Source organism: Kitasatospora sp. NPDC008050, from assembly GCF_042957465.1.
GTDB lineage: Bacteria > Actinomycetota > Actinomycetes > Streptomycetales > Streptomycetaceae > Kitasatospora.
Genome location: NZ_JBIBIJ010000002.1, coordinates 662,417 through 682,114 on the forward strand (window position 1 = coordinate 662,417; position 19,698 = coordinate 682,114).

Here is a 19,698-nt window from a genome sequence, read left to right on the forward strand (position 1 = left end):
TGTCGGTCAGCTGGTGGCGCCGTTGATCACGGACTGGTCGATGGCGCCGGCCTGGACGCCCCACTTGGTCAGGATCGCCTTGTAGACACCGTTGGCCATCAGCGAGGTCACCGCACCCTGCACGGCCTTGGTCAGTGGCGAGTTCTTGGCGACCACGATGCCGTAGGGAGCGGTGTCCGTGGTGCTGCCGATCTTCTCCAGCTGGCCGCCGGTCTGCTGGACCGCGTAGTCGACCACCGGGGAGTCGGCGAGCATGACGTCGTCCCGGCCGGCCACCAGGGCCTGCGTGACGTCCGTCTGCAGGTCGAACTTGTCGCCGTCGTTCGGGATGGTCGGCTTGCCGGCCTTCTGGCAGGCGGGGTTGAGCACGTTCTTGATCTCGTCGGCCTGGGTGGTGCCGGTCTGCACCGCCACCTTCTTGCCGCACAGGTCGGTCGGGTCGACCTTGGAGGGGTTGCCCGCCTTGACCGCGGTGCTGGTGCCGGCGGAGAAGTAGGTCACCATGTCGACGGTGGCCTCGCGGTCCTTGGTGTCGGTGAAGGAACTCATCCCGAGCTGGTACTTGTTGGCCGTGATACCGGGAATGATCGAGGTGAAGTCGGCATTCTGGACTTCGGCGGTCAGGCCCAGCGTCTGCGCGACGGCCTTGGCCATGTCGACGTCCATGCCGACGATGTTCCCGCCGGCGTCCTTGAACTCGTTGGGCGCGTACGAGGCGTCCGAGGCCACCACGAGCTTGCCGCTCGACTTGACGTCGGCCGGCAGCTGCGCGGCCAGCGAGGCCACCGCACTGGGGGTGGGGATCGCCGAGGACCCGGGAGAGGTGCTCTTGCTGCTGCTACTGCTGCTGCAGCCGGTGACGACCAGGGTGCCCGCGACGAGCAGGGCACCGAAGGCGGCGAGATCGGAGCGGCGGGTGCGAGTGCGCATAGGGGGAGCCTCCTGCTGAGAGGTGGGCGGATTGGCCGCGGGGTCGGTCCGGTTGGGTGACCCACCCTCCGCCGAGGTGGTGGGGGAATCCTGCCATCACCGAACTGTTGAGCGGAGCACTATTCAGATCAAAAATCCGTAACGCGATCGCTCCGCCGCACGTGCAGTCAGGTTCTCACCGGCGCTCAGCTTCCGCCCGGTGATGAGGTCTGGGCGCGCTACCTGCCAGGTGGTGACAGCGTGAGGTCCGCCACGGCCACCGGCGCCCATCTGCCGCGCCGGCTGGCGGGTGTGTCAGAATCTGGTATCGGGTGACCCCCGACACCGAACAGAGGCCACCGGTTCGCCACAGAACCGGGGTGCCCAGGACCGGAAGTCGACGACGCCGACTCCGTATCCGAAGCACCGGTTCCCCTCCAGGTCTCTGTTCACTCCTGCGGGTGCGCGTACCGAATCCTCGTTGATGCCACCGGCACTCGGGTTCTTCCGAAACTCGAGCGCCGTCATGGAGGCTCATGGGGTGAACAGTGCGTGACGAGGAATCCAAGGCACAGGTGCGGTGCCGATTCCCGGGCCTAGGCTCAGCGCTGACGTGCAACGCAGGTGGCATTCCAAACCCTCATCCGAGGGCGCAGTTCGACGCGCCCCGAGCGCGGTCGGGCCGGTGCCCTCGCCGAACATGACGAAGAGGTCATCGTGGCAGCGGAGCTCACTCACCCTCGTACCCAGGACACCGACGACCCCGTCGACGCCGTTTTCGCGCTCCACCGCGGCGGCAAGATGGAGGTGCGCGCCACGGTTCCGGTGCGGAACGCGGACGATCTGTCCCTCGCCTACACCCCTGGGGTTGCACGCGTCTGCACCGCCATCGCCGAGCAGCCCGAGCTGGTCGACGACTACACCTGGAAGGCCAACACGGTCGCGGTGGTCACCGACGGCACCGCCGTGCTGGGCCTGGGCGACATCGGCCCGCAGGCCTCGCTGCCGGTGATGGAGGGCAAGGCGATCCTGTTCAAGCAGTTCGGCGGGGTGGACGCCGTCCCGATCGCGCTGGACTGCACCGACGTGGACGCGATCGTGGAGACGGTGGTCCGGCTCGCCCCGTCCTTCGGCGGCGTCAACCTGGAGGACATCTCCGCCCCGCGCTGCTTCGAGATCGAGCGCCGGCTCCAGGAGGCGCTGGACATCCCGGTCTTCCACGACGACCAGCACGGCACCGCGATCGTCACCACCGCCGCCCTGTGGAACGCCGCCAAGGTGACCGGCCGGGAGATCGGCTCGCTGCGCGCGGTCATCTCCGGCGCCGGCGCGGCCGGCATCGCGATCGCCAAGATGCTGGTGGCCGCGGGCATCGGCGACGTGTCGCTCTGCGACCGGCGTGGCGTGGTGCACCAGGGACGCGAGGACCTGACCGACGTCAAGGCCGAGATCGCCGCGCTGACCAACAAGGCCGGCCTCACCGGCTCGCTGGCCGAGGCGCTGGCCGGGGCGGACGTCTTCATCGGCGTCTCCGGCGGCACGGTGCCGGAGGAGGCGGTGGCCACCATGGCCAAGGACTGCTTCATCTTCGCGATGGCCAACCCGAACCCGGAGATCCACCCCGATGTCGCGGGCAAGTACGCGGCCGTGGTGGCCACCGGGCGCTCCGACTTCCCCAACCAGATCAACAACGTGCTGGCCTTCCCCGGCATCTTCGCCGGCGCGCTCCAGGTGCGGGCCACGCGGATCACCGAGGGCATGAAGCTGGCCGCCGCGCAGGCGCTGGCCGCGGTGGTGGCGGACGAGCTGACGCCGCAGCAGGTGATCCCCTCGCCGTTCGACCCGCGGGTGGCCGCGGCGGTCGGCAAGGCGGTCGCCGAGGCGGCACGGCGCGAGGGCGTCGCCCGGCGCTGAGGCGCCGAGCCACCGTTGCGATGAGTTGTTGACACCGATGAGCTACTGACGAGTAGTCAGGGCCCGGGACACGCGGCGCAGGTCACACCCGCTGCTGGTTCCGGGCCCTGGTGCTCTGCGGCTAGTGTCCGGTGCCATGTTCGCCGCCTACGCCGCACGCATCGATGCCGACGACCCGCTCAGCGCCCTGGAGCTCGGGGAACTGCCCGAGCCGCAGCCGCGGCCGGGCTGGAGCGTGGTGACCGTCAAGGCGGCCACCCTCAACCACCACGACCTGTGGTCGCTGCGCGGAGTGGGCCTGCCCGCCGAGCGGCTGCCGATGATCCTGGGCTGCGACGCGGCCGGGATCGACGAGCACGGCAACGAGGTGGTGGTCTTCCCGGTGGTCGGCTGGCACGGCCTGGGGGTGCCGGTGGGCGAGCCGCGCTCGATCCTCACCGAGCGCTACCACGGCACCTTCGCCCAGAAGCTCGCGGTGCCGACCTGGAACCTGCTGCCCAAGCCGGCCGAACTCTCCTTCGCCGAGGCCGCCTGCCTGCCGACGGCCTGGTTGACGGCCTACCGGATGCTCTTCACCAACGCCGGGGTCCGGCCCGGGGACACCGTGCTGGTCCAGGGCGCCGGCGGTGGCGTGGCCACCGCGCTGATCGTGCTGGGCAGGGCGGCCGGCCTGCGGATCTGGGTCACCGGGCGGGACGAGGAGAAGCGGGCCAGGGCGATCGGACTCGGCGCCGCCGCCGCGTTCGAGAGCGGGGCCCGGCTCCCGGAGCGGGTGGACGCGGTGATGGAGACGGTGGGCGCGGCCACCTGGTCGCACTCGGTGAAGTCATTGCGCCCCGGCGGGACCATCGTGATCTCCGGCGCGACCAGTGGATCGAGCCCGACGAACGCCGAGTTGACCCGGATCTTCTACCACGAGCTGAAGGTGGTCGGCTCGACCATGGGGACCAAGGAGGAGCTGGCCGCGCTGCTGGCCCTGTGCGGCCACGCGGGGGTGCGGCCGCTGCTCGACTCGGTGCTGCCGCTGACCGAGGCGCGCGAGGCGTTCGGACGGCTCGCGAAGGGCGACGTGTTCGGGAAGATCGCCCTGGAGCCGTGACGGGCGCCCGGCGGTACGCCGAGGGCCCGCCCGGCTGCCCTGGATGCGGTTCAGGGCGCACGGACGGGCCGTCGAGCCGGCACTGACCCCCGTCAGCCGAGCAGGCGGCGCAGCCGCTCGCCCGCCGAGGCCAGCACCGCCTGGGCCTCGCCCAGTTGGGCGGCGGTCACCGGCCCGCCGTCCCGGGAGGCGTCGCGGACCTGGTCCCGGAACCGGTCGAGCAGCCGCTCCAGCTCGCGGGTGGGGTCGGCCCCCGGTTCGGTGCGGGCCCAGCCGGGCAGATCGGCCGGGGCCTCCTTGTCCAGGTCGACCTTGCCGGCCGCCCCGGAGGTGTCCCAGCGACTGGAGTCCGCCAGGCCCGCCAGGCCCCGGGTCAGCTCGGAGAGCCCCTCGGACAGGCCGGTGGGCCAGTCGCCCTTGCTCACGTGCTCGCGGACCTGCTGCTCGACCCGGCGCTTGATCCGCAGCGCCTCCTGCTGGGCGGCCTGGCGCACCGCCTGCGACTGCTCGCGGGCCTTGCGGGCCTCCTCCTTGGCCCGCTTGGCCTGCTCCTTGGCGGCCCGCTCCTGCTCCTTGGCCCTCTTCGCCTGGGCCTTGAACTCGGCGAACTCCTCCTTGGTGCGCTGCCAGCCGGCCGGGTCGCCCAGCAGCCGCTCGGCCCAGGCGCCCGAGGCACCCTCGCCGTCCTCGGCGCCCGCCGCAGCACCGGCACCGGCGCCGGTCTGCCGGGCCGAGCGGGCGGCGTTGCGCAGCTCCTCGCGCAGGTCCTTGGCGGAGTCCCGGACGTCCTCGCGGATCGCCCCGGCCAGCTGCGAGACCGAGTCGCTGATCTCCACCTCCAGCTCCGCGAGGTCCTCCTGGCGCTCGGTCAGCTCGGCCCGGCCCAGGTCGGTGATCCGGTAGACCTTGCGGCCGCCCTCGGTGCTGTGCTCCACCAGGCCCTCCTGCTCCAGCTTGGCCAGCCGCGGGTAGACGGTGCCGGCCGAGGGCGCGTAGAGGCCGTGGAAGCGCTCCTCCAGCAGGCGGATCACCTCGTAGCCGTGCCGGGGCGACTCCTCCAGCAGCTTCAGCAGGTAGAGCCGCAGCCGGCCGTGTCCGAAGACGCTGCTCATGCCTGCTCACCGGCCTCGGGGGTGGCGTCCTCGATGGCGGCCTCACCCGGGGTGAGTTCCTTGACCAGGCTGGGCGCCTCGTCCTCGGTCTCCGGGCGGCGCAGCACCGAGATCGCGCCGGAGACGGTGGACACCTGGAGCCGCCCGGTGCCGGCGCCCAGCTTGCCGCTGAGCTTCTTGGCGCCCCAGCTGCCGCCCACCGTCAGCTCCTCGAAGGCGCTGGAGAACTGGCCGTTGGTGCTGCCCGCCTCGACCGTGGTGTCGGCCGGCTGCGGCAGCCGGACCGCGACGTCCCCGCTGACGGTGTTGATCTTCACGGTGGTCGGCCCGGTGCCCGCCAGGTCCAGCGTCACCGCGCCGCCGACCGTGTTGGCGTGCAGCGAGTCGGGAGTGCTGGAGATGACGGTCAGTTCGCCGGAGACGCTGTTGACCGTCAGCTCGCCGGTGACCGACTGGGCGTCCACGTCGCCGGACACGCTCTTGGCGCTGACCTGGCCGTCCAGGCCGACCAGCGTGATGCCGCCGGCCACGCCGTAGACGCTGGTGCCGCCCAGCACCCCGGAGACGGTGGCCTCGGCGGTGACCGTGCCGACCTTGACCTCGGCCTCGGCCGGGATGGTCAGCGAGACCACGGCGCGGCGCTTGCGGCGCAGCGAGCCGAGCAGGCCCTTGACCGCCTCGACCGACTTGAGCTTGTCGCTGAAGTCGGCCCAGCTGAGGTTGGGGTAGGTCACCGTCAGCACGCCGTCCACCAGCGTGACCTGGAGCGGCTCGCCCTCCAGCTCGGTGACCTCCAGTCGGGCCGGGCCCTCGGCGGCGACCACGTTGACCGCCCCGCCGATGATCCGCACGTGCAGCGCGCTGACCGCCTCCTCGATGGTGATGCGGTCAGGTTCGCTCACGGTCCACTGGCTCATCTCTTCGTCCTCCCGTCAGGCGGCCGCCGTCGTACCCTGGAGGGGCGACGATCCGGCGAGTCGCGATGTATCGCGTCTTCCAAGAAACACGATATATCGCGTAGCGGGGAAGTCAAGCACTTCCTCGTGCCGAGAACGCAGCAGGGCCCGGCAGGCGATCGCCTGCCGGGCCCTGCTGCTCGTGCCACCGCCGTTCGCGCCGGGCGGTCAGTCCTCGTCCTCGTCGTCGTCCAGCCGGGCCAGCCAGGTGGCCAGCCGCTCGACGGGGACCTCGAAGTCGGGGTTGAGGTCCACGAACTCGCGCAGGCGCTCGGCCAGCCACTCGAAGCTGACCTCCTCCTCGCCGCGCCGGCTCGCCAGCTCCTCGATGCCGCGGTCGGTGAAGTACACGGTGTGCTCTCCGGATTCAGACTGGGACGGTTCAAACGATCGACGGTTTCAAACGGTTGACGGTACCGACAGGTCGGGCCCGGTCTCCGCGGAGACCGGGCCCGACCCACTGCTCACCCGCTCAGGGAGCAGGTGTCAGAGGCTGAAGACCTCTTCGATCAGCGCCTGCTGCTCGGCGATGTGCCGCTTGGCCGAGCCCACGGCCGGGGCCGAGGAGGCACTGCGGGCCACCCGGCGCAGGCGGGCGGCGCCGGCCTTGCGGCCGACCACGACGTCCAGGTGGTCGACCAGGTTCATCGCGATGAACGGCCAGGCACCCTGGTTCGCCGGCTCCTCCTGGGCCCAGATGAACTGGACGTCCTCGCCGTAGCGGGCCAGCTCCTCCTGGAGCTCGGCGATCGGCAGCGGGTAGAGGCGCTCGACCCGGACGATCGCGGTGTCGGTGACGCCGCGATCGGTGCGGGCCGCCTCCAGGTCGTAGTAGAACTTGCCCGCGGTGATGACCACCTTGCGCACGTTCGCCGGGTCGACGGTGGAGTCGCCGATCACCGGGCGGAACGAACCGGAGGTGAACTCCTCCGCCGCCGAGGCCGCGGCCTTCAGACGCAGCATCGACTTCGGGGTGAAGACGACCAGCGGCTTGTGGTGCGGGTTGTGCACCTGCCAGCGCAGCAGGTGGAAGTAGTTCGACGGCGAGGTGGGCATCGCGACCGTCATGTTGTTCTGCGCGCACAGCTGCAGGAAGCGCTCGGGACGCGCGGACGAGTGGTCCGGCCCCTGGCCCTCGTAGCCGTGCGGCAGCAGCAGGGTGACGCCGGAGTGCTGGCCCCACTTCTGCTCGGCCGAGGCGATGTACTCGTCGACCACGGTCTGCGCGCCGTTGACGAAGTCGCCGAACTGCGCCTCCCACATCACCAGCGAGTTGGGCCGGGTCAGCGAGTAGCCGTACTCGAAGCCCATCGCCGCGTACTCCGACAGCAGGCTGTCGTAGACGGTGAAGCGGGCCTGGTCCTCGGTCAGGTACAGCAGCGGGGTGTAGTCCTCGCCGGTGACCCGGTCGATCAGCACCGCGTGGCGCTGGCCGAAGGTGCCGCGGCGGCTGTCCTGGCCGGCCAGGCGGACCGGGTGGCCCTCCATCAGCAGCGAGCCGATGGCCAGGCACTCACCGGTGGCCCAGTCGATCGTGCCGTCCTCGATCGAGGCGGCGCGGCGCTGCAGCTGCGGCAGCAGACGCGGGTGCACGGTCAGCCACTCGGGCAGGTTGACCTGCGAGGCGGCGATCCGCTTGACCATCTCCTGGGAGATGCCGGTCTGGATGTTGACCGGGAAGTCGGCCATCGGACGGGCACCGGCCGCCTCGGGCTGCGCCCCGGCCGCGTCGCGGACCTCGGCGAAGACCTTCTCCAGCTGGCCCTGGAAGTCCTGGAGCGCCTGCTCCGCCTCTTCCATGGTGATGTCGCCGCGACCGATCAGGCCCTCGGTGTAGAGCTTGCGCACCGAGCGCTTCTTGTCGATCAGGTCGTACATCAGCGGCTGGGTGAACGACGGGTTGTCGGCCTCGTTGTGACCGCGGCGGCGGTAGCAGATGAGGTCGATCACGACGTCCTTGTGGAACGCCTGGCGGAACTCGAAGGCGAGCCGCGCCACGCGGACCACGGCCTCCGGGTCGTCGCCGTTGACGTGGAAGATCGGGGCCTCGATCATCCGGGCCACGTCGGTGCAGTACATCGAGGAGCGGCTGGAGGCCGGGGCGGCGGTGAAGCCGACCTGGTTGTTGACCACCAGGTGGATCGTGCCGCCGGTGCGGTAGCCGCGCAGCTGCGACATGTTCAGGGTCTCCGCGACCACGCCCTGGCCCGCGAAGGCCGCGTCGCCGTGGATCTGGATCGGCAGCACCGGGTAGGTGGTGCCGCCCTGGTCCAGGACGTCCTGCTTGGCGCGGACGATGCCCTCGACGATCGGGTCGACCGTCTCCAGGTGCGAGGGGTTGGCGGCCAGCGAGACCTTGATGGTCTCGCCGTCCAGGCCGGTGAAGGTGCCCTCGGAGCCCAGGTGGTACTTCACGTCGCCGGAGCCGTGCATCGACTTCGGGTCCAGGTTGCCCTCGAACTCGCCGAAGATCTTGCCGTACGGCTTGCCGACGATGTTGGCCAGCACGTTGAGGCGGCCGCGGTGGGCCATGCCGATGACGGCCTCGTCCAGGCGGTGCTCGGCGGCCGCGTCGATGGTCGCGTCGAGCAGCGGGATCAGCGACTCGCCGCCCTCCAGCGAGAAGCGCTTCTGGCCGACGTACTTGGTCTGCAGGAAGGTCTCGAAGGCCTCCGCCGAGTTCAGCCGGCGCAGGATGCGCAGCTGCTCCTCGCGCTCCGGCTTGGTGTACGGCTTCTCGACCCGCTCCTGGATCCACTTGCGCTGCTTGGGGTCCTGGATGTGCATGTACTCGATGCCGACGGTGCGGCAGTACGAGTTGCGCAGCAGCCCGAGGATGTCGCGCAGCTTCATGATCTTCTGGCCGCCGAAGCCGCCGACCGCGAACTCGCGCTCCAGGTCCCACAGGGTCAGCCCGTGCTCCACGACGTCCAGGTCGGGGTGCTTGCGCTGCTTGTACTCCAGCGGGTCGGTGTCGGCCATCAGGTGGCCGCGAACCCGGTAGGAGTGGATGAGCTCCATCACGCGGGCGGTCTTGTTGACGTCGTCCTCGTGCGTGGTGGCGACGTCGGTGGCCCAGCGGACCGGCTCGTACGGGATCCGCAGCGACTCGAAGACCTCGTCGTAGAACCCGTGCTCGCCCAGCAGCAGCTGGTGGATCGAGCGCAGGAACTCGCCGGACGCCGCGCCCTGGATGACCCGGTGGTCGTAGGTCGAGGTGAGCGTCATGATCTTGGAGACGCCCAGGCGGGCCAGCGTGTCCGGGTTGGAGCCCTGGAACTCGGCCGGGTACTCCATGGCGCCGACACCGAGGATGGTGCCCTGGCCCTGCATCAGGCGCGGGACCGAGTGCACGGTGCCGATGCCGCCCGGGTTGGTCAGCGAGACCGTGACCCCGGTGAAGTCGTCCATCGTCAGCTTGTTGGCGCGGGCCCGGCGGACGATGTCCTCGTAGGCCTGCCAGAAGCCGAAGAAGTCCAGTGTGTCGGCCTTCTTGATGGCCGCGACGACCAGCTGGCGGTCACCGTTGGGCTTGACCAGGTCGATGGCCAGGCCGAGGTTCACGTGCTCCGGCTTGACCAGGTAGGACTTGCCGTCCTTGACCGCGTAGCTGTGGTTCATGCCCGGGGTCGCCTTCAGGGCCTGCACCAGCGCGTAGCCGATCAGGTGGGTGAAGGAGACCTTGCCGCCGCGGGCGCGCTGCAGGTGGTTGTTGATCACGATGCGGTTGTCGATCAACAGCTTGGCCGGCACGGCGCGCACGCTGGTGGCCGTCGGGACCTCGAGCGAGGCGTCCATGTTGGTGGCCACGGCCTTGGCCGGGCCGCGCAGCGGGACCAGCTCGGGGCCGGCGCTCTCGGCCGCCGCGGGGGCGGCGGGCGCGGCGGCCGCCTTCGGGGCCGGCGGCGCTGCGGGTGCGGCTGCCAGCGGCGCGGCGGCGGGCGCCGCAGGAGCGGCGGCCACCGGGGCGGCGGCGGGGGCGGCTGCAACTGCCGCAACGGGCGCAGCAGGGGCGGCAACGGCGGTCGGCGTGGGGCCGGCCTGGGTCGCGGCCTGGGTCACTGGGGTCACCTCGGTACCGGGCTTGTAGTCGGCGAAAAAGTCCCACCAGGCTCGGTCGACCGAGTTGGGATCCTGGAGGTACTGCTGGTAGATCTCGTCGACGAGCCACTCATTGGGGCCGAAGCCTGTGGAGCTTGCCGAGCTGTTGGGGGTTTCAGGGGACTGTGGCGACACGGCGGCAACCGCCCTCTTCCGCTTCCTTTTGGGATGTTTGGACAGCGGGGATTAAGGCTACGCCCCTGACCAGTCCTCGCGCAGTCCCCGGGGGGTCGGCGTCGTCCAGATCACAGTACCGTCGGCCACATTGGCTGAAAAAAGACGTTAGCCAGGTGGTCGGACGGGGAAACGGGCGCTCTTGATCACCGGATTAAACGGTATCAAACCGGATAAAGCTGCCCCGGATCGGCCAGATATGACCGATCTGGGACTGTCGACTACCAGATTGTCCCAATTTTGTGACAAAGCTGGCCGACGTGGACAGGACGTGGTGATCCGGTGTGCCGGTTCACCCCTCGTTCAGCTGGGCTTCCGGGCGCCCCCGGGTCGCCCGGGCGGCCCACGGGCCGGCTCAGCAGCCCGGCAGGGCGACCTGGATCAGGCAGCCGCGTGAGCCGTCCGCCACCTCGATCCGTCCGCCGTGCAGATCCACCGCCCAGCGGGCGATGGCCAGGCCCAGACCGGTGCCGCCGTCGCTGCCGGGGCCCTGCGCGGTCGCGGTGCCCGCGCGGCTGAACCGGTCGAAGACCCGGGTGCGGTCCGCGGCGGGTATGCCGGGGCCCTGGTCCTCCACCTCCAGCAGCAGGGCCAGCGGCGCCTCGCCGGCTCTGGCCCGTACCGTCACGGTGCCGCCGGCGGGGGAGTGCTTGCAGGCGTTGTCCACCAGGTTCGCCACCACCTGGTGCAGCCGCTCGGGGTCGGCCAGCCCGGTGAGGCCCTGCGGCTGGACGTCCAGGCGTAGCCGCACGTCGTCCCGCCTGCTCCACGCACCGCCCGCCGTCGCACCGTCCACCGTGAGCCCGCGCAGGACGCCGGCCAGGAACGGCGCGACCTCGAACTCCCGGGCGTCCAGCGGCACCACGCCGTCGTCCAGCTTGGACAGGTCCAGCAGGTGGGAGACCAGGCGGCCGAGCCGCTCGGTCTGTTCCAGTGCGGCGCCCAGGGTGCCCGGTTCGGGCGGCACCACGCCGTCCACCATGTTCTCCAGCACCGCGCGCAGCGCCGCGATCGGTGTGCGCAGCTCGTGCGAGACGTTGGCCACCAGCTCACGCCGGTGGCGGTCGGCGGCCTCCAGGTCGGCGGCCATCTTGTTGAAGGTCACCGCCAGTTCGCCGATCTCGTCGCGGGAGCCGGCCGTCACCCGGCGGCTGTAGTCGCCGCCGGCCATCGCCCGCGCCGCCGCGGTCATCTCGCGCAACGGGGCGGTCAGGGTGTGCGCCAGCAGTTGCATGAAGAGCAGTGAGGCGATCATGGAGAAGGCCATGATCACCCGGATCTGGGTCTCCGAGCGGATCGCGATCACCACCAGGCCGGTGGCGACCACCACCGAGACGATGACCAGCAGGGCGAGTTTGCCCTTGATCGAGCGCAGCGGGTCGAACGGCCGGATCTCCCGCCAGATCCGCGCGGCCACGCGTCCCGGCAGCCGCGCCGAGGGCGGCGTCCGGTCGGGCTCGTCGTGAGCCCGTGGTGAGGTGTTCATCGGTGCTTGGTCCCCGTACTCCCGTGCCCCCGCGGCCCCCGCAGCTGGTACCGCGCCCGGCTCAGCCCACCGGTGCCTCAAGGGCGTAGCCCACGCCGTGCACGGTGCGGATCCAGGTGGCGCCGATCTTCCGGCGCAGCGCCTTGACGTGACTGTCCACGGTCCGGGTGCCCGAGGCGTCGGTCCAGTCCCAGACCTCGGCCAGCAGCTGCTCGCGGGTCAGCACCGCGCGCGGCTGGGCGGCCAGGCAGGCCAGCAGGTCGAACTCGGTGGGCGTCAGGTGCACGTCGCCGGAGGCGAGCCGGACCCGGCGCTGCACGTGGTCGATCTCCAGCTCGCCGAAGCGCAGGCTGCCGAGCGCCGGCGTTCTGGCCGCCTGCTGGGCGCGCTCGACGCGGCGCAGCAGCACGTTGACCCGGGCGGCGAGTTCGCGCATCGAGAACGGCTTGGTCATGTAGTCGTCGGCGCCCACGCCGAGGCCCACCAGCAGGTCGGTCTCGTCGTCGCGGGCGGTCAGCATCAGCACCGGGACCGGGCGCTGGGCCTGGATCCGGCGGCAGACCTCCAGCCCGTCGAAGCCGGGCAGCATGATGTCGAGCACCACGAGGTCGGGCTGCCAGGTGTGGAAGCCGTCCACCGCGCCGGGGCCGTCGTGGGCCACGGCGACCTTGAAGCCCTCCGCGCCCAGCCGGGCCGCGATGGACTCGGCGATGGTGGGTTCGTCCTCCACCACCAAGACGCGTCGTTGGGCAATCACACCGCTCGTGCTGGTGTCCTGTTGAATTTCTGTCACGGTCACGCCACCGCCCCCAGGGCCTGCGGGCCGCCACCTGTGGGAGTGGCGGGCACCGCTCGTAGTCTTGTTCCGTCGATTTTTTCCGGATACCGGTTCTGTCACCCCGGCTCCGCCAAGCACGGGTGGACCGCGGCCTGACCACCGGTCCGGGCGCGCACACCTCGCAGCGTACGGACACCCGGCGAGCACCGGCAGGTGTCCGTGGATTTCCGGACCGCAGGCCGTCACACGCGCCCCGGGGACCCGGTACGGGCCGCTACCTTACCCGTCCATGTCGCCTCACCGTAACGGTGTGTATGCGGGAACCCGGCAGCCGGTCCCCCCGCGGTCTGCCGTCGGCTCTGGTCCGTACCAACTCCTGAACTGCCGTAACGGGGACGGCAAGCAGATCCTCAGCGGACTCTCAGGCATACGTCGTACCGTGGACGAATTCAGCCAACGATGGCACGGTGTGCACGCGCAGCGAGCGTTCGGGCGCACCGGGTGCGGCCGTGGCGGCGGCTCCGCGGTGCCGCCTGGTGGATCAGCAGTGATGGACGGAGGCGCCATGGCGGACGCGTCGTTCGGTGCGTCGGCGGGTGTGCCGGCGGACCCGACCCGGGTGGGTCCGGTGCGGGCATCGGCCGTCGCCGGGGCGGCGCGCGGCCGCCACCTGCCGGTCGCGCCGCTGGCCTGCCTGCGGTTCGGGCTGCGCGACGTGCCGCTGCAGTGGGTGCTGGAACGGCTGCCCACCCCGCGGCGCAACCCCTTCGCCCTCGGCTACCTGGCGGTGCTGGCCGGCACCACGGTCTTCGCCCAGGCGGCCAGCCCGGACCTGGTGCACCAGTTGCAGACCATGTCCAGCACCGACGGCCACCACCTGCTGCACACCCCCCTGCGCTCGCTGCTGATGAGCGGGCTCTGGGTGGCCGGGCCGGCCTGGATGCCCTACCTGTGGGCCTTCGCCTTCACCGTCGCCCCGCTGGAGCGGCGGGTCGGCTCGTTGCGCGCGGCCGGCGTCTTCGCCGCCGGGCACGTGGTCGGCACCCTGCTCTCCCAGTCGGTGGTGGCGATCGCGGTGGCCACCGGGAAGGTCGGGCCGAGCATGCTGGACGAGTTGGACATCGGGGTCAGCTACGGCGTGCTGGCCAGCCTGGGCGCGATGGCCGGGCTGCTGCCGCCGCGCGGGCGCTGTCTCGCGGTGGGCGGCGCGCTGCTCATGGTCGGCCACCAGGTCGTCTCCAGCACCGACCTGGTCACCGGGATCGGGCACCCGACGGCGCTGCTGGTCGGGATGGCGCTCTGGGGCGTGCTGCGCCGCACCCCGCCGCAGCGGCCCGGGGGCGGGCGCGGCCGGGTGGCGCGGTGGCTGCCGCGCTGGGCGCCGCGCCGGTTCGCCCTGCCCGACCAGTCGGCCTGATCCCGGGCCGCTCCCCCTTCTTCTCCGGCCTCTCCTCCTTCTCTGCGGACCTCTCCCCCTGGCCGCTCTTCCTGACCTCTCCTCCTGACCTCTCTTCCTGATCGCTCAGGGCGAACAAAGTCCCGGGAACATCCAGCCCTCGCGAAGCCTTAGTCATGTCGACTCAAGTTCACTGACTGGGGAGAGATCATGGCATCGACGTCCGCTTCGCTCACCCTGCCCGTGCTGCCGCTCGACGACGAGGTCGTGCTGCCCGGCATGGTGGTGCCGCTGGACCTCAAGGACACCGAGGTGCGCGCCGCCGTGGAGGCCGCCCGGGCCGCCACGGGGGCGTCGGTGGACGGTGGCAAGCCGCAGGTGCTGCTGGTGCCGCGGCTGGACGGCTCCTACGCCGCGGTCGGCGCGCTGGCCACGGTCGAGCAGGTCGGCCGGCTGGCCGACGGCGAGCCGGCGGCGCTGGTCCGCGCGGTCCGCCGGGTGCGGATCGGGGTCGGTACCACCGGCCCCGGCGCCGCGCTCTGGGTCGAGACCACGCCCTTCAAGGAGTCCTCGGTCGGGATCCCGGTCGGCGGCCGGGCCGCCGAGCTGGTGAAGGAGTACAAGGCCGTCTCCACCCAGTGGCTGCGCAAGCGCGGCGCCTGGCAGATCGTGGACCGGGTGGCCGGCATCGAGGGCGTCGGCGAGCTGGCCGACAACATCGGCTACGCCCCCTTCGCCACCGCCGAGCAGAAGCTCAAGGTGCTGCTGGAGGCCGACCAGGTGGCCCGCCTGGAGTTCGCCCTGCAGCTGCTGCGCGACCACCTCGCCGAGGAGGAGGTCAACGACACCATCCGCAAGGACGTCGAGGAGGGCGTGGCCAAGCAGCAGAAGGAGTTCCTGCTCCGCCGCCAGCTGGAGGCCGTGCGCAAGGAGCTCGCCGAGCTGAACGGCGAGGCCGCCGACGAGGAGGGCGACTACCGCGCCCGGGTGGAGGCGGCCGACCTGCCCGAGAAGGTCCGCGAGGCGGCCCTCAAGGAGGTGGACAAGCTGGAGCGGGCCAGCGACCAGTCGCCCGAGGGCAGCTGGATCCGCACCTGGCTGGACACGGTCCTGGAGCTGCCCTGGAACAAGCGCAGCGAGGACGCCTACGACATCGCCGGTGCCCGCGCCGTGCTGGACGCCGACCACGCGGGCCTGGGCGACGTGAAGGACCGGATCGTGGAGTACCTGGCGGTCCGCAAGCGCCGGGCCGACCAGGGGCTGAGCCTGATCGGCGGGCGGCGCGGCGGTGCGGTGCTGGCTCTGGTCGGCCCGCCCGGCGTCGGCAAGACCTCGCTGGGCGAGTCGGTGGCCCGCGCGATGGGCCGTGACTTCGTCCGGGTCGCGCTCGGCGGCGTCCGCGACGAGGCGGAGATCCGCGGCCACCGGCGCACCTACGTCGGCGCGCTGCCGGGCCGGATCGTGCGGGCCGTCAAGGAGGCCGGCTCGATGAACCCGGTGGTCCTGCTGGACGAGATCGACAAGGTCGGCTCGGACTACCGCGGCGACCCGGCCGCCGCCCTGCTGGAGGTGCTGGACCCGGCGCAGAACCACACCTTCCGGGACCACTACCTGGAGGTCGAGCTGGACCTGTCCGACGTGGTCTTCCTGGCCACCGCCAACGTGCTGGAGGCGATCCCGGAGGCGCTGCTGGACCGGATGGAGCTGGTCCGCCTGGACGGCTACACCGAGGACGAGAAGGTCGTCATCGCCCGCGACCACCTGCTGCCGCGCCAGCTGCAGCGTGCGGGTCTGCGCTCCGAGGACGTCACGGTCCAGGAGTCCGCGCTGCGCAAGCTGGCCGGCGAGTACACCCGCGAGGCCGGCGTGCGGACCCTGGAGCGGGCGGTGGCCCGGATCCTGCGCAAGGTCGCCGCGCAGACCGAGCTGGGTGAGCGCGAGCTGCCCACCGCGATCGGCGCCGACGACCTGCGGGCCCTGATCGGGCGCCCGCACCACACGCCGGAGGCGGCCCAGGAGCCCGCCGAGCGCCGTACCGCGGTGCCGGGCGTGGCGACCGGTCTGGCGGTGACCGGTGCCGGCGGCGACGTCCTCTACATCGAGGCCTCGCTGGCCGACGCCGAGACCGGCTCGACCGGCCTGACCCTCACCGGCCAGCTGGGCGACGTCATGAAGGAGTCCGCCCACATCGCCCTCTCCTACCTGCGCTCGCGCGGTGCGGAGCTGGAGCTGCCGGTCACCGGCCTGCGGGAGCGCGGCATCCACCTGCACGTGCCGGCCGGCGCCGTCCCCAAGGACGGCCCGAGCGCGGGTGTCACCATGACCACCGCGCTGGCCTCGCTGCTCTCCGGGCGCAAGGTGCGCACCGACGTCGCGATGACCGGTGAGGTCTCGCTGACCGGCCGGGTGCTGCCGATCGGCGGGGTGAAGCAGAAGCTGCTGGCCGCCGACCGGGCGGGCATCACCACGGTGATCATCCCCAAGCGCAACGAGCCCGACCTGGACGACGTCCCGGCCGAGGTGCTGGAGCGCCTGTCGGTCCACCCGGTGGCGGACGTCCGCGAGGTGCTCGCGCTGGCCCTGGAGCCGGCCGACGTCCTGGTGGCCGCCGCGGCCTAGGGCCGGACAGGCCCGGACGGCGGCCCCACTGTCCGGACAGGTCCTGACGGCGGGCCTGCCGACCCGGTCCGGGCGCCGGTGCCGACCCCCCGGGGTGGTCGGCACCGGCGCCGTCCGCGGCCGGTGTTAGATTCCGGGCCAATCGATTTCGGGCCGATCATCGTTCGGGCCGATCATTGTTGGGGGAGGGCTTCGATGGACACCGTGCAGCGGATCTGGGAGCGGATCGAGAGCACGCTGGAACGGCTCGCGCCGGCCGTGGCGGCCGCGCTGCCGGCCGGGGCGAGCGAGGCGCAGCTCGCGGCGGCGCAGCAGCAGCTCGGGGTGGAGCTGCCCGCGGAGGTCCTGGAGTTCTACCGTCGGCACGACGGGCTGCCGGGCGTCCAGGTCGGCTACAGCGGCCCGGTCCGCTCGCTCGCCGAGCTGGTGCGCGATGCACTCGACCGGGCCGACTACGCGGACGATCCGATGGACGAGGAGGAGGACGGCGAGATCCGCCGGGACATCAGCTGGTCGACGGGCTGGATCCCGATCATCCAGCAGGGCAACGGCGACGTGGTCTGCGTCGACCTGGACCCGCCCGTCCCCGAGCGCCGCGGCCAGATCATCGACTGGACGCACGAAGGCTCGACCGCCGACTACCTGGCGCCCAGCTGGCGCGAGTTCCTGGATGACTTCGCCGCCGAGCTCGCGGAGGACGGCCGCTACGAGCTGTTCCCGCAGGGCTTCCACTGGAACGGCAACCGGCCGCTGCTGATGCGCCGCGAGTGACCGGCCGCACGGCGCCGTCCTCGCCGGTGGCGCCGGCGGGCCGCCGGAATGGGGAGTCGGGTGACGGGCGGCCCGGTAGTCGTGCGACACTGCGCCAATGCCGTCGCCTACACAGAAAGCCCTGGCCAAGGTGCCTGGGCCGCTGCGTCCCTTCCTGGTGCAGCACCGAAGTCTGGTGAAGTTCCTGCTGGTGGGCGGGACGTGTTTCCTGCTCACCATGGCGATCAACTACGCACTTCGCTTCACCGTCTGCGAGTCCAAGCCGCTGGTCGCGCTGACCGTCGCGAACGCGATCGCAACGGTGGCCTCGTACCTGCTGAACCGCCAGTGGTCGTTCCGCTCGGAGGGGAGCCACAAGGAGGCGATCCCCTTCTTCGTGGTGAGCGCGCTCGCGGTCGGGGTCAACGACCTTCCGATGGCCGTCAGCCGCTACCTGTTCAACCTGCGCACGCCGCATGTGAGCCACTTCACCGGCGAGGTCTCCGACTTCCTGAGCGGCATGATCATCGGCACCCTGGTGGCGATGGCCTTCCGCTACTGGGCGATGAAGAGGTTCGTCTTCACCACCACCCGCGGCTCCGAGGTCTCGGAGTCCGCCGAGACGTCCACGCCGGTGCACTGAGAGCTCGACCGACCGGCCGGTGGTGAGTGGTCCCGGCTCACCCGGCGGTCACCGCTCCCGGCTCCGGTGGGGCGGCCACCTCCCGGCCGCCCCGGGGCCTGGTGCTCACCGCGACCAGCGTCACCGCCAGCCCCGCCGCCGCCCAGGCGGCGAGGACCAGCAGCGGGACGGTGAGGTTGGTGGCACCGAAGTAGGCGATCGACCGGGTCGCGTCGGTGCCCGCGCCGTTCGGCAGCCAGGCACCGATCGCCCGCCAGAACGGCGGCATCAGCGGCGGCGGGAAGACCCCGCCGGCGCTCGGGTTGCCGAGCACCACGAAGAGCAGCACGGCCAGGCCGATGCCCACCAGGTCGAAGAGGCACTCCAGGGCCATCGTGACGGTCCCCACCGCGAAGACCACCAGGCTGCCCACGCCCCAGAGCCCGGCGATGCTGCCGGGCAGTGCGTTCAGGATCGGCCCCGCGATCAGCGTGCCGCCGAGCCCGGCCGCGATCGAGTACAGCGCCAGCACCCCGGTGCGGATCAGCGCGCGGTCGCGGTTGGCGGGCCGGGAGCCGGCGCTGATGCCGAGGATCGAGGCGACCAGGTAGCCGCCCACGCACCAGCCGATCACCAGGTAGAACGAGGTCAGGCCGTTGGCGTCGCCCGGCGGCAGCGGGGCCACGTCCTGGGTGCGCACCGTGCGGCCCTGCTGCTGCTCCAGCGGCGTGACGATGCTCTGGGCGGCGGTGGCGGCCGACTTGCCGCGGGCACTGGCCACCAGCAGGGTGTCCTGGGTGCCGGAGGGGTCGACGACCAGGGCCGCGTAGAGCTTCTGGTCCTTGATCCTGGCGATCGCGGTGTCCTGGTCGGCCACCGGCGTGGCGCGCACCGCCTGGCCCGGTACCTGGTCGAGCGCGCCGACCAGCTGCGGCTGCTGCTGCGCCGGGGCCACCACCCCGATCGACAGCCGGTGCGGTTTCGGCGCGTGCAGCGCGCCCACGTACGAGGTGATGAAGCCGAGTTGGAGCAGCAGCACGCCGATCACCAGCACGGCGGTGCGGCCGCTGACGGCGTCCTTGAGTTCCCTGACGAAGCCCTGGCTCTGGCTGGACATCAACTCTCCTCAGCGGAGAAACGGACCTTGCGGATCATTCGTATCATCAAGAACTTTCCTATCATCAAGTACTTTCCGGGCGGTCCCTACCGCGCCGGGCTGGTGGATACTGATCACGCGCCGGCGACCGGTGCCGCGCGGACGAGCGACGGGTTGGCGTGGACGAGCAACTGACGAACGGTGAGGTCGGCGCGGTCTACCGCGCGGTGGAGCGCGAGGTCGCGGTGATGTTCCGTCGGGGGCGGGCCCGTTCGGCCGAGATGTCCCGGCTGGTGCACCCCAAGCTGGAGGGGCTGGCCTACAGCCTGCTGGCCCACCTCGCCGAGGCCGGACAGGTGCGGGTGACCGACGTCGGCGCGCACTTCGGGGTCGGCAAGGCGACGATCAGCCGGCAGATCAAGGCACTGGAGGAGCTGGGCCTGGTGGCCCGCGAGTCGGACCCGCTGGACGGGCGGGTCTCGCTGGTCTCGCTCACCGAGGACGGCGCCCGCCGCTACCTGCGTGCCCACGAGTACCGGATTGCCTCGTTCCACGCGATGCTCGCCGACTGGGAGCCCGCAGAACTGACCCAGTTCGCCCGGCTGCTGGCCCGGTTCAACGACACGGTGGCCGGGCTCGGCCGGCCCGGGAGCCCGCCGGAGTAGCGCACGGGTCCGCTGGAGCCG

15 protein-coding genes are annotated in these 19,698 nt (G+C 71.5%); 7 read left to right on the plus strand and 8 right to left on the minus strand.

The genetic code is table 11. The annotated features are described in order from the left end of the window. Positions 1 to 6: 6 nt before the first annotated feature. Positions 7 to 930 (minus strand): ABC transporter substrate-binding protein, encoded by a 924-nt coding sequence (locus ACFZB9_RS06415; RefSeq protein ID WP_391444113.1) that lies wholly within the window; start codon positions 928 to 930, stop codon positions 7 to 9. A gap of 696 nt (positions 931 to 1,626) precedes the next feature. On the opposite strand from ACFZB9_RS06415, the gene ACFZB9_RS06420 reads away from it, so the two are divergent. Together ACFZB9_RS06420 and ACFZB9_RS06425 are read left to right on the plus strand one after the other, a co-directional pair. Next, positions 1,627 to 2,823: an NADP-dependent malic enzyme gene (locus ACFZB9_RS06420; RefSeq protein ID WP_391444115.1), complete on the plus strand. Its 1,197-nt coding sequence runs from the start codon at positions 1,627 to 1,629 to the stop codon at positions 2,821 to 2,823. A 136-nt stretch (positions 2,824 to 2,959) separates the two neighbouring features. Beyond that, on the plus strand, positions 2,960 to 3,922 hold the full coding sequence (locus ACFZB9_RS06425; protein WP_391444117.1) for a zinc-binding dehydrogenase: 963 nt from the start codon (positions 2,960 to 2,962) through the stop codon (positions 3,920 to 3,922). A gap of 92 nt (positions 3,923 to 4,014) precedes the next feature. On the opposite strand, the gene ACFZB9_RS06430 is transcribed toward ACFZB9_RS06425, so the two are convergent. The 6 genes from ACFZB9_RS06430 to ACFZB9_RS06455 all read right to left on the minus strand — a co-directional run bounded on the left by ACFZB9_RS06430 (position 4,015) and on the right by ACFZB9_RS06455 (position 12,544). Further along, positions 4,015 to 5,034, minus strand: a complete 1,020-nt coding sequence (locus ACFZB9_RS06430; RefSeq protein ID WP_391444119.1) for a helix-turn-helix transcriptional regulator — start codon at positions 5,032 to 5,034, stop codon at positions 4,015 to 4,017. After that, positions 5,031 to 5,936 (minus strand): DUF4097 domain-containing protein, encoded by a 906-nt coding sequence (locus ACFZB9_RS06435; RefSeq protein ID WP_391444120.1) that lies wholly within the window; start codon positions 5,934 to 5,936, stop codon positions 5,031 to 5,033. The genes ACFZB9_RS06430 and ACFZB9_RS06435 overlap by 4 nt, the downstream gene beginning before the upstream one ends. Before the next feature lie 222 nt (positions 5,937 to 6,158). Then, positions 6,159 to 6,341 carry a DUF6104 family protein gene (locus ACFZB9_RS06440; protein WP_391444122.1) on the minus strand — a complete coding sequence of 61 codons (183 nt, stop codon included), beginning with the start codon at positions 6,339 to 6,341 and terminating at the stop codon, positions 6,159 to 6,161. A 135-nt stretch (positions 6,342 to 6,476) separates the two neighbouring features. Then, a complete protein-coding gene (locus ACFZB9_RS06445) occupies positions 6,477 to 10,226 on the minus strand; it encodes a multifunctional oxoglutarate decarboxylase/oxoglutarate dehydrogenase thiamine pyrophosphate-binding subunit/dihydrolipoyllysine-residue succinyltransferase subunit (RefSeq protein WP_391444124.1) in 3,750 nt (1,249 codons plus the stop codon). Between the two features lie 394 nt (positions 10,227 to 10,620). Further along, a complete protein-coding gene (locus tag ACFZB9_RS06450) occupies positions 10,621 to 11,751 on the minus strand; it encodes a sensor histidine kinase (RefSeq protein ID WP_391444126.1) in 1,131 nt (376 codons plus the stop codon). Positions 11,752 to 11,812: 61 nt separating this feature from the next. Continuing rightward, positions 11,813 to 12,544: a response regulator transcription factor gene (locus ACFZB9_RS06455; protein WP_327068914.1), complete on the minus strand. Its 732-nt coding sequence runs from the start codon at positions 12,542 to 12,544 to the stop codon at positions 11,813 to 11,815. Between the two features lie 550 nt (positions 12,545 to 13,094). Here ACFZB9_RS06455 and ACFZB9_RS06460 point away from each other — a divergent pair. The 4 genes from ACFZB9_RS06460 to ACFZB9_RS06475 all read left to right on the plus strand — a co-directional run bounded on the left by ACFZB9_RS06460 (position 13,095) and on the right by ACFZB9_RS06475 (position 17,937). Further along, positions 13,095 to 13,946, plus strand: coding sequence for a rhomboid-like protein (locus ACFZB9_RS06460; RefSeq protein ID WP_391444127.1), 852 nt, complete (start codon positions 13,095 to 13,097; stop codon positions 13,944 to 13,946). A gap of 189 nt (positions 13,947 to 14,135) precedes the next feature. Beyond that, the gene (lon, locus tag ACFZB9_RS06465) at positions 14,136 to 16,544 is read left to right on the plus strand and encodes an endopeptidase La (RefSeq protein WP_391444128.1); all 2,409 of its coding nucleotides are present in this window, start codon (positions 14,136 to 14,138) and stop codon (positions 16,542 to 16,544) included. A gap of 195 nt (positions 16,545 to 16,739) precedes the next feature. Beyond that, a complete protein-coding gene (locus ACFZB9_RS06470) occupies positions 16,740 to 17,315 on the plus strand; it encodes an SMI1/KNR4 family protein (protein ID WP_391444130.1) in 576 nt (191 codons plus the stop codon). 97 nt (positions 17,316 to 17,412) lie between these two features. After that, positions 17,413 to 17,937 carry a GtrA family protein gene (locus tag ACFZB9_RS06475; protein WP_391444132.1) on the plus strand — a complete coding sequence of 175 codons (525 nt, stop codon included), beginning with the start codon at positions 17,413 to 17,415 and terminating at the stop codon, positions 17,935 to 17,937. Between the two features lie 37 nt (positions 17,938 to 17,974). Here the strand turns inward: ACFZB9_RS06475 and ACFZB9_RS06480 are convergent, their stop codons facing one another. After that, entirely contained in the window at positions 17,975 to 19,033 is a 1,059-nt protein-coding gene (locus tag ACFZB9_RS06480) for a DUF3533 domain-containing protein (RefSeq protein ID WP_391444134.1), read from the minus strand. Positions 19,034 to 19,191: 158 nt separating this feature from the next. Here ACFZB9_RS06480 and ACFZB9_RS06485 point away from each other — a divergent pair, with 158 nt between their 5' ends. Next, positions 19,192 to 19,677: a MarR family winged helix-turn-helix transcriptional regulator gene (locus ACFZB9_RS06485; protein ID WP_391444136.1), complete on the plus strand. Its 486-nt coding sequence runs from the start codon at positions 19,192 to 19,194 to the stop codon at positions 19,675 to 19,677. Positions 19,678 to 19,698 lie beyond the last annotated feature (21 nt).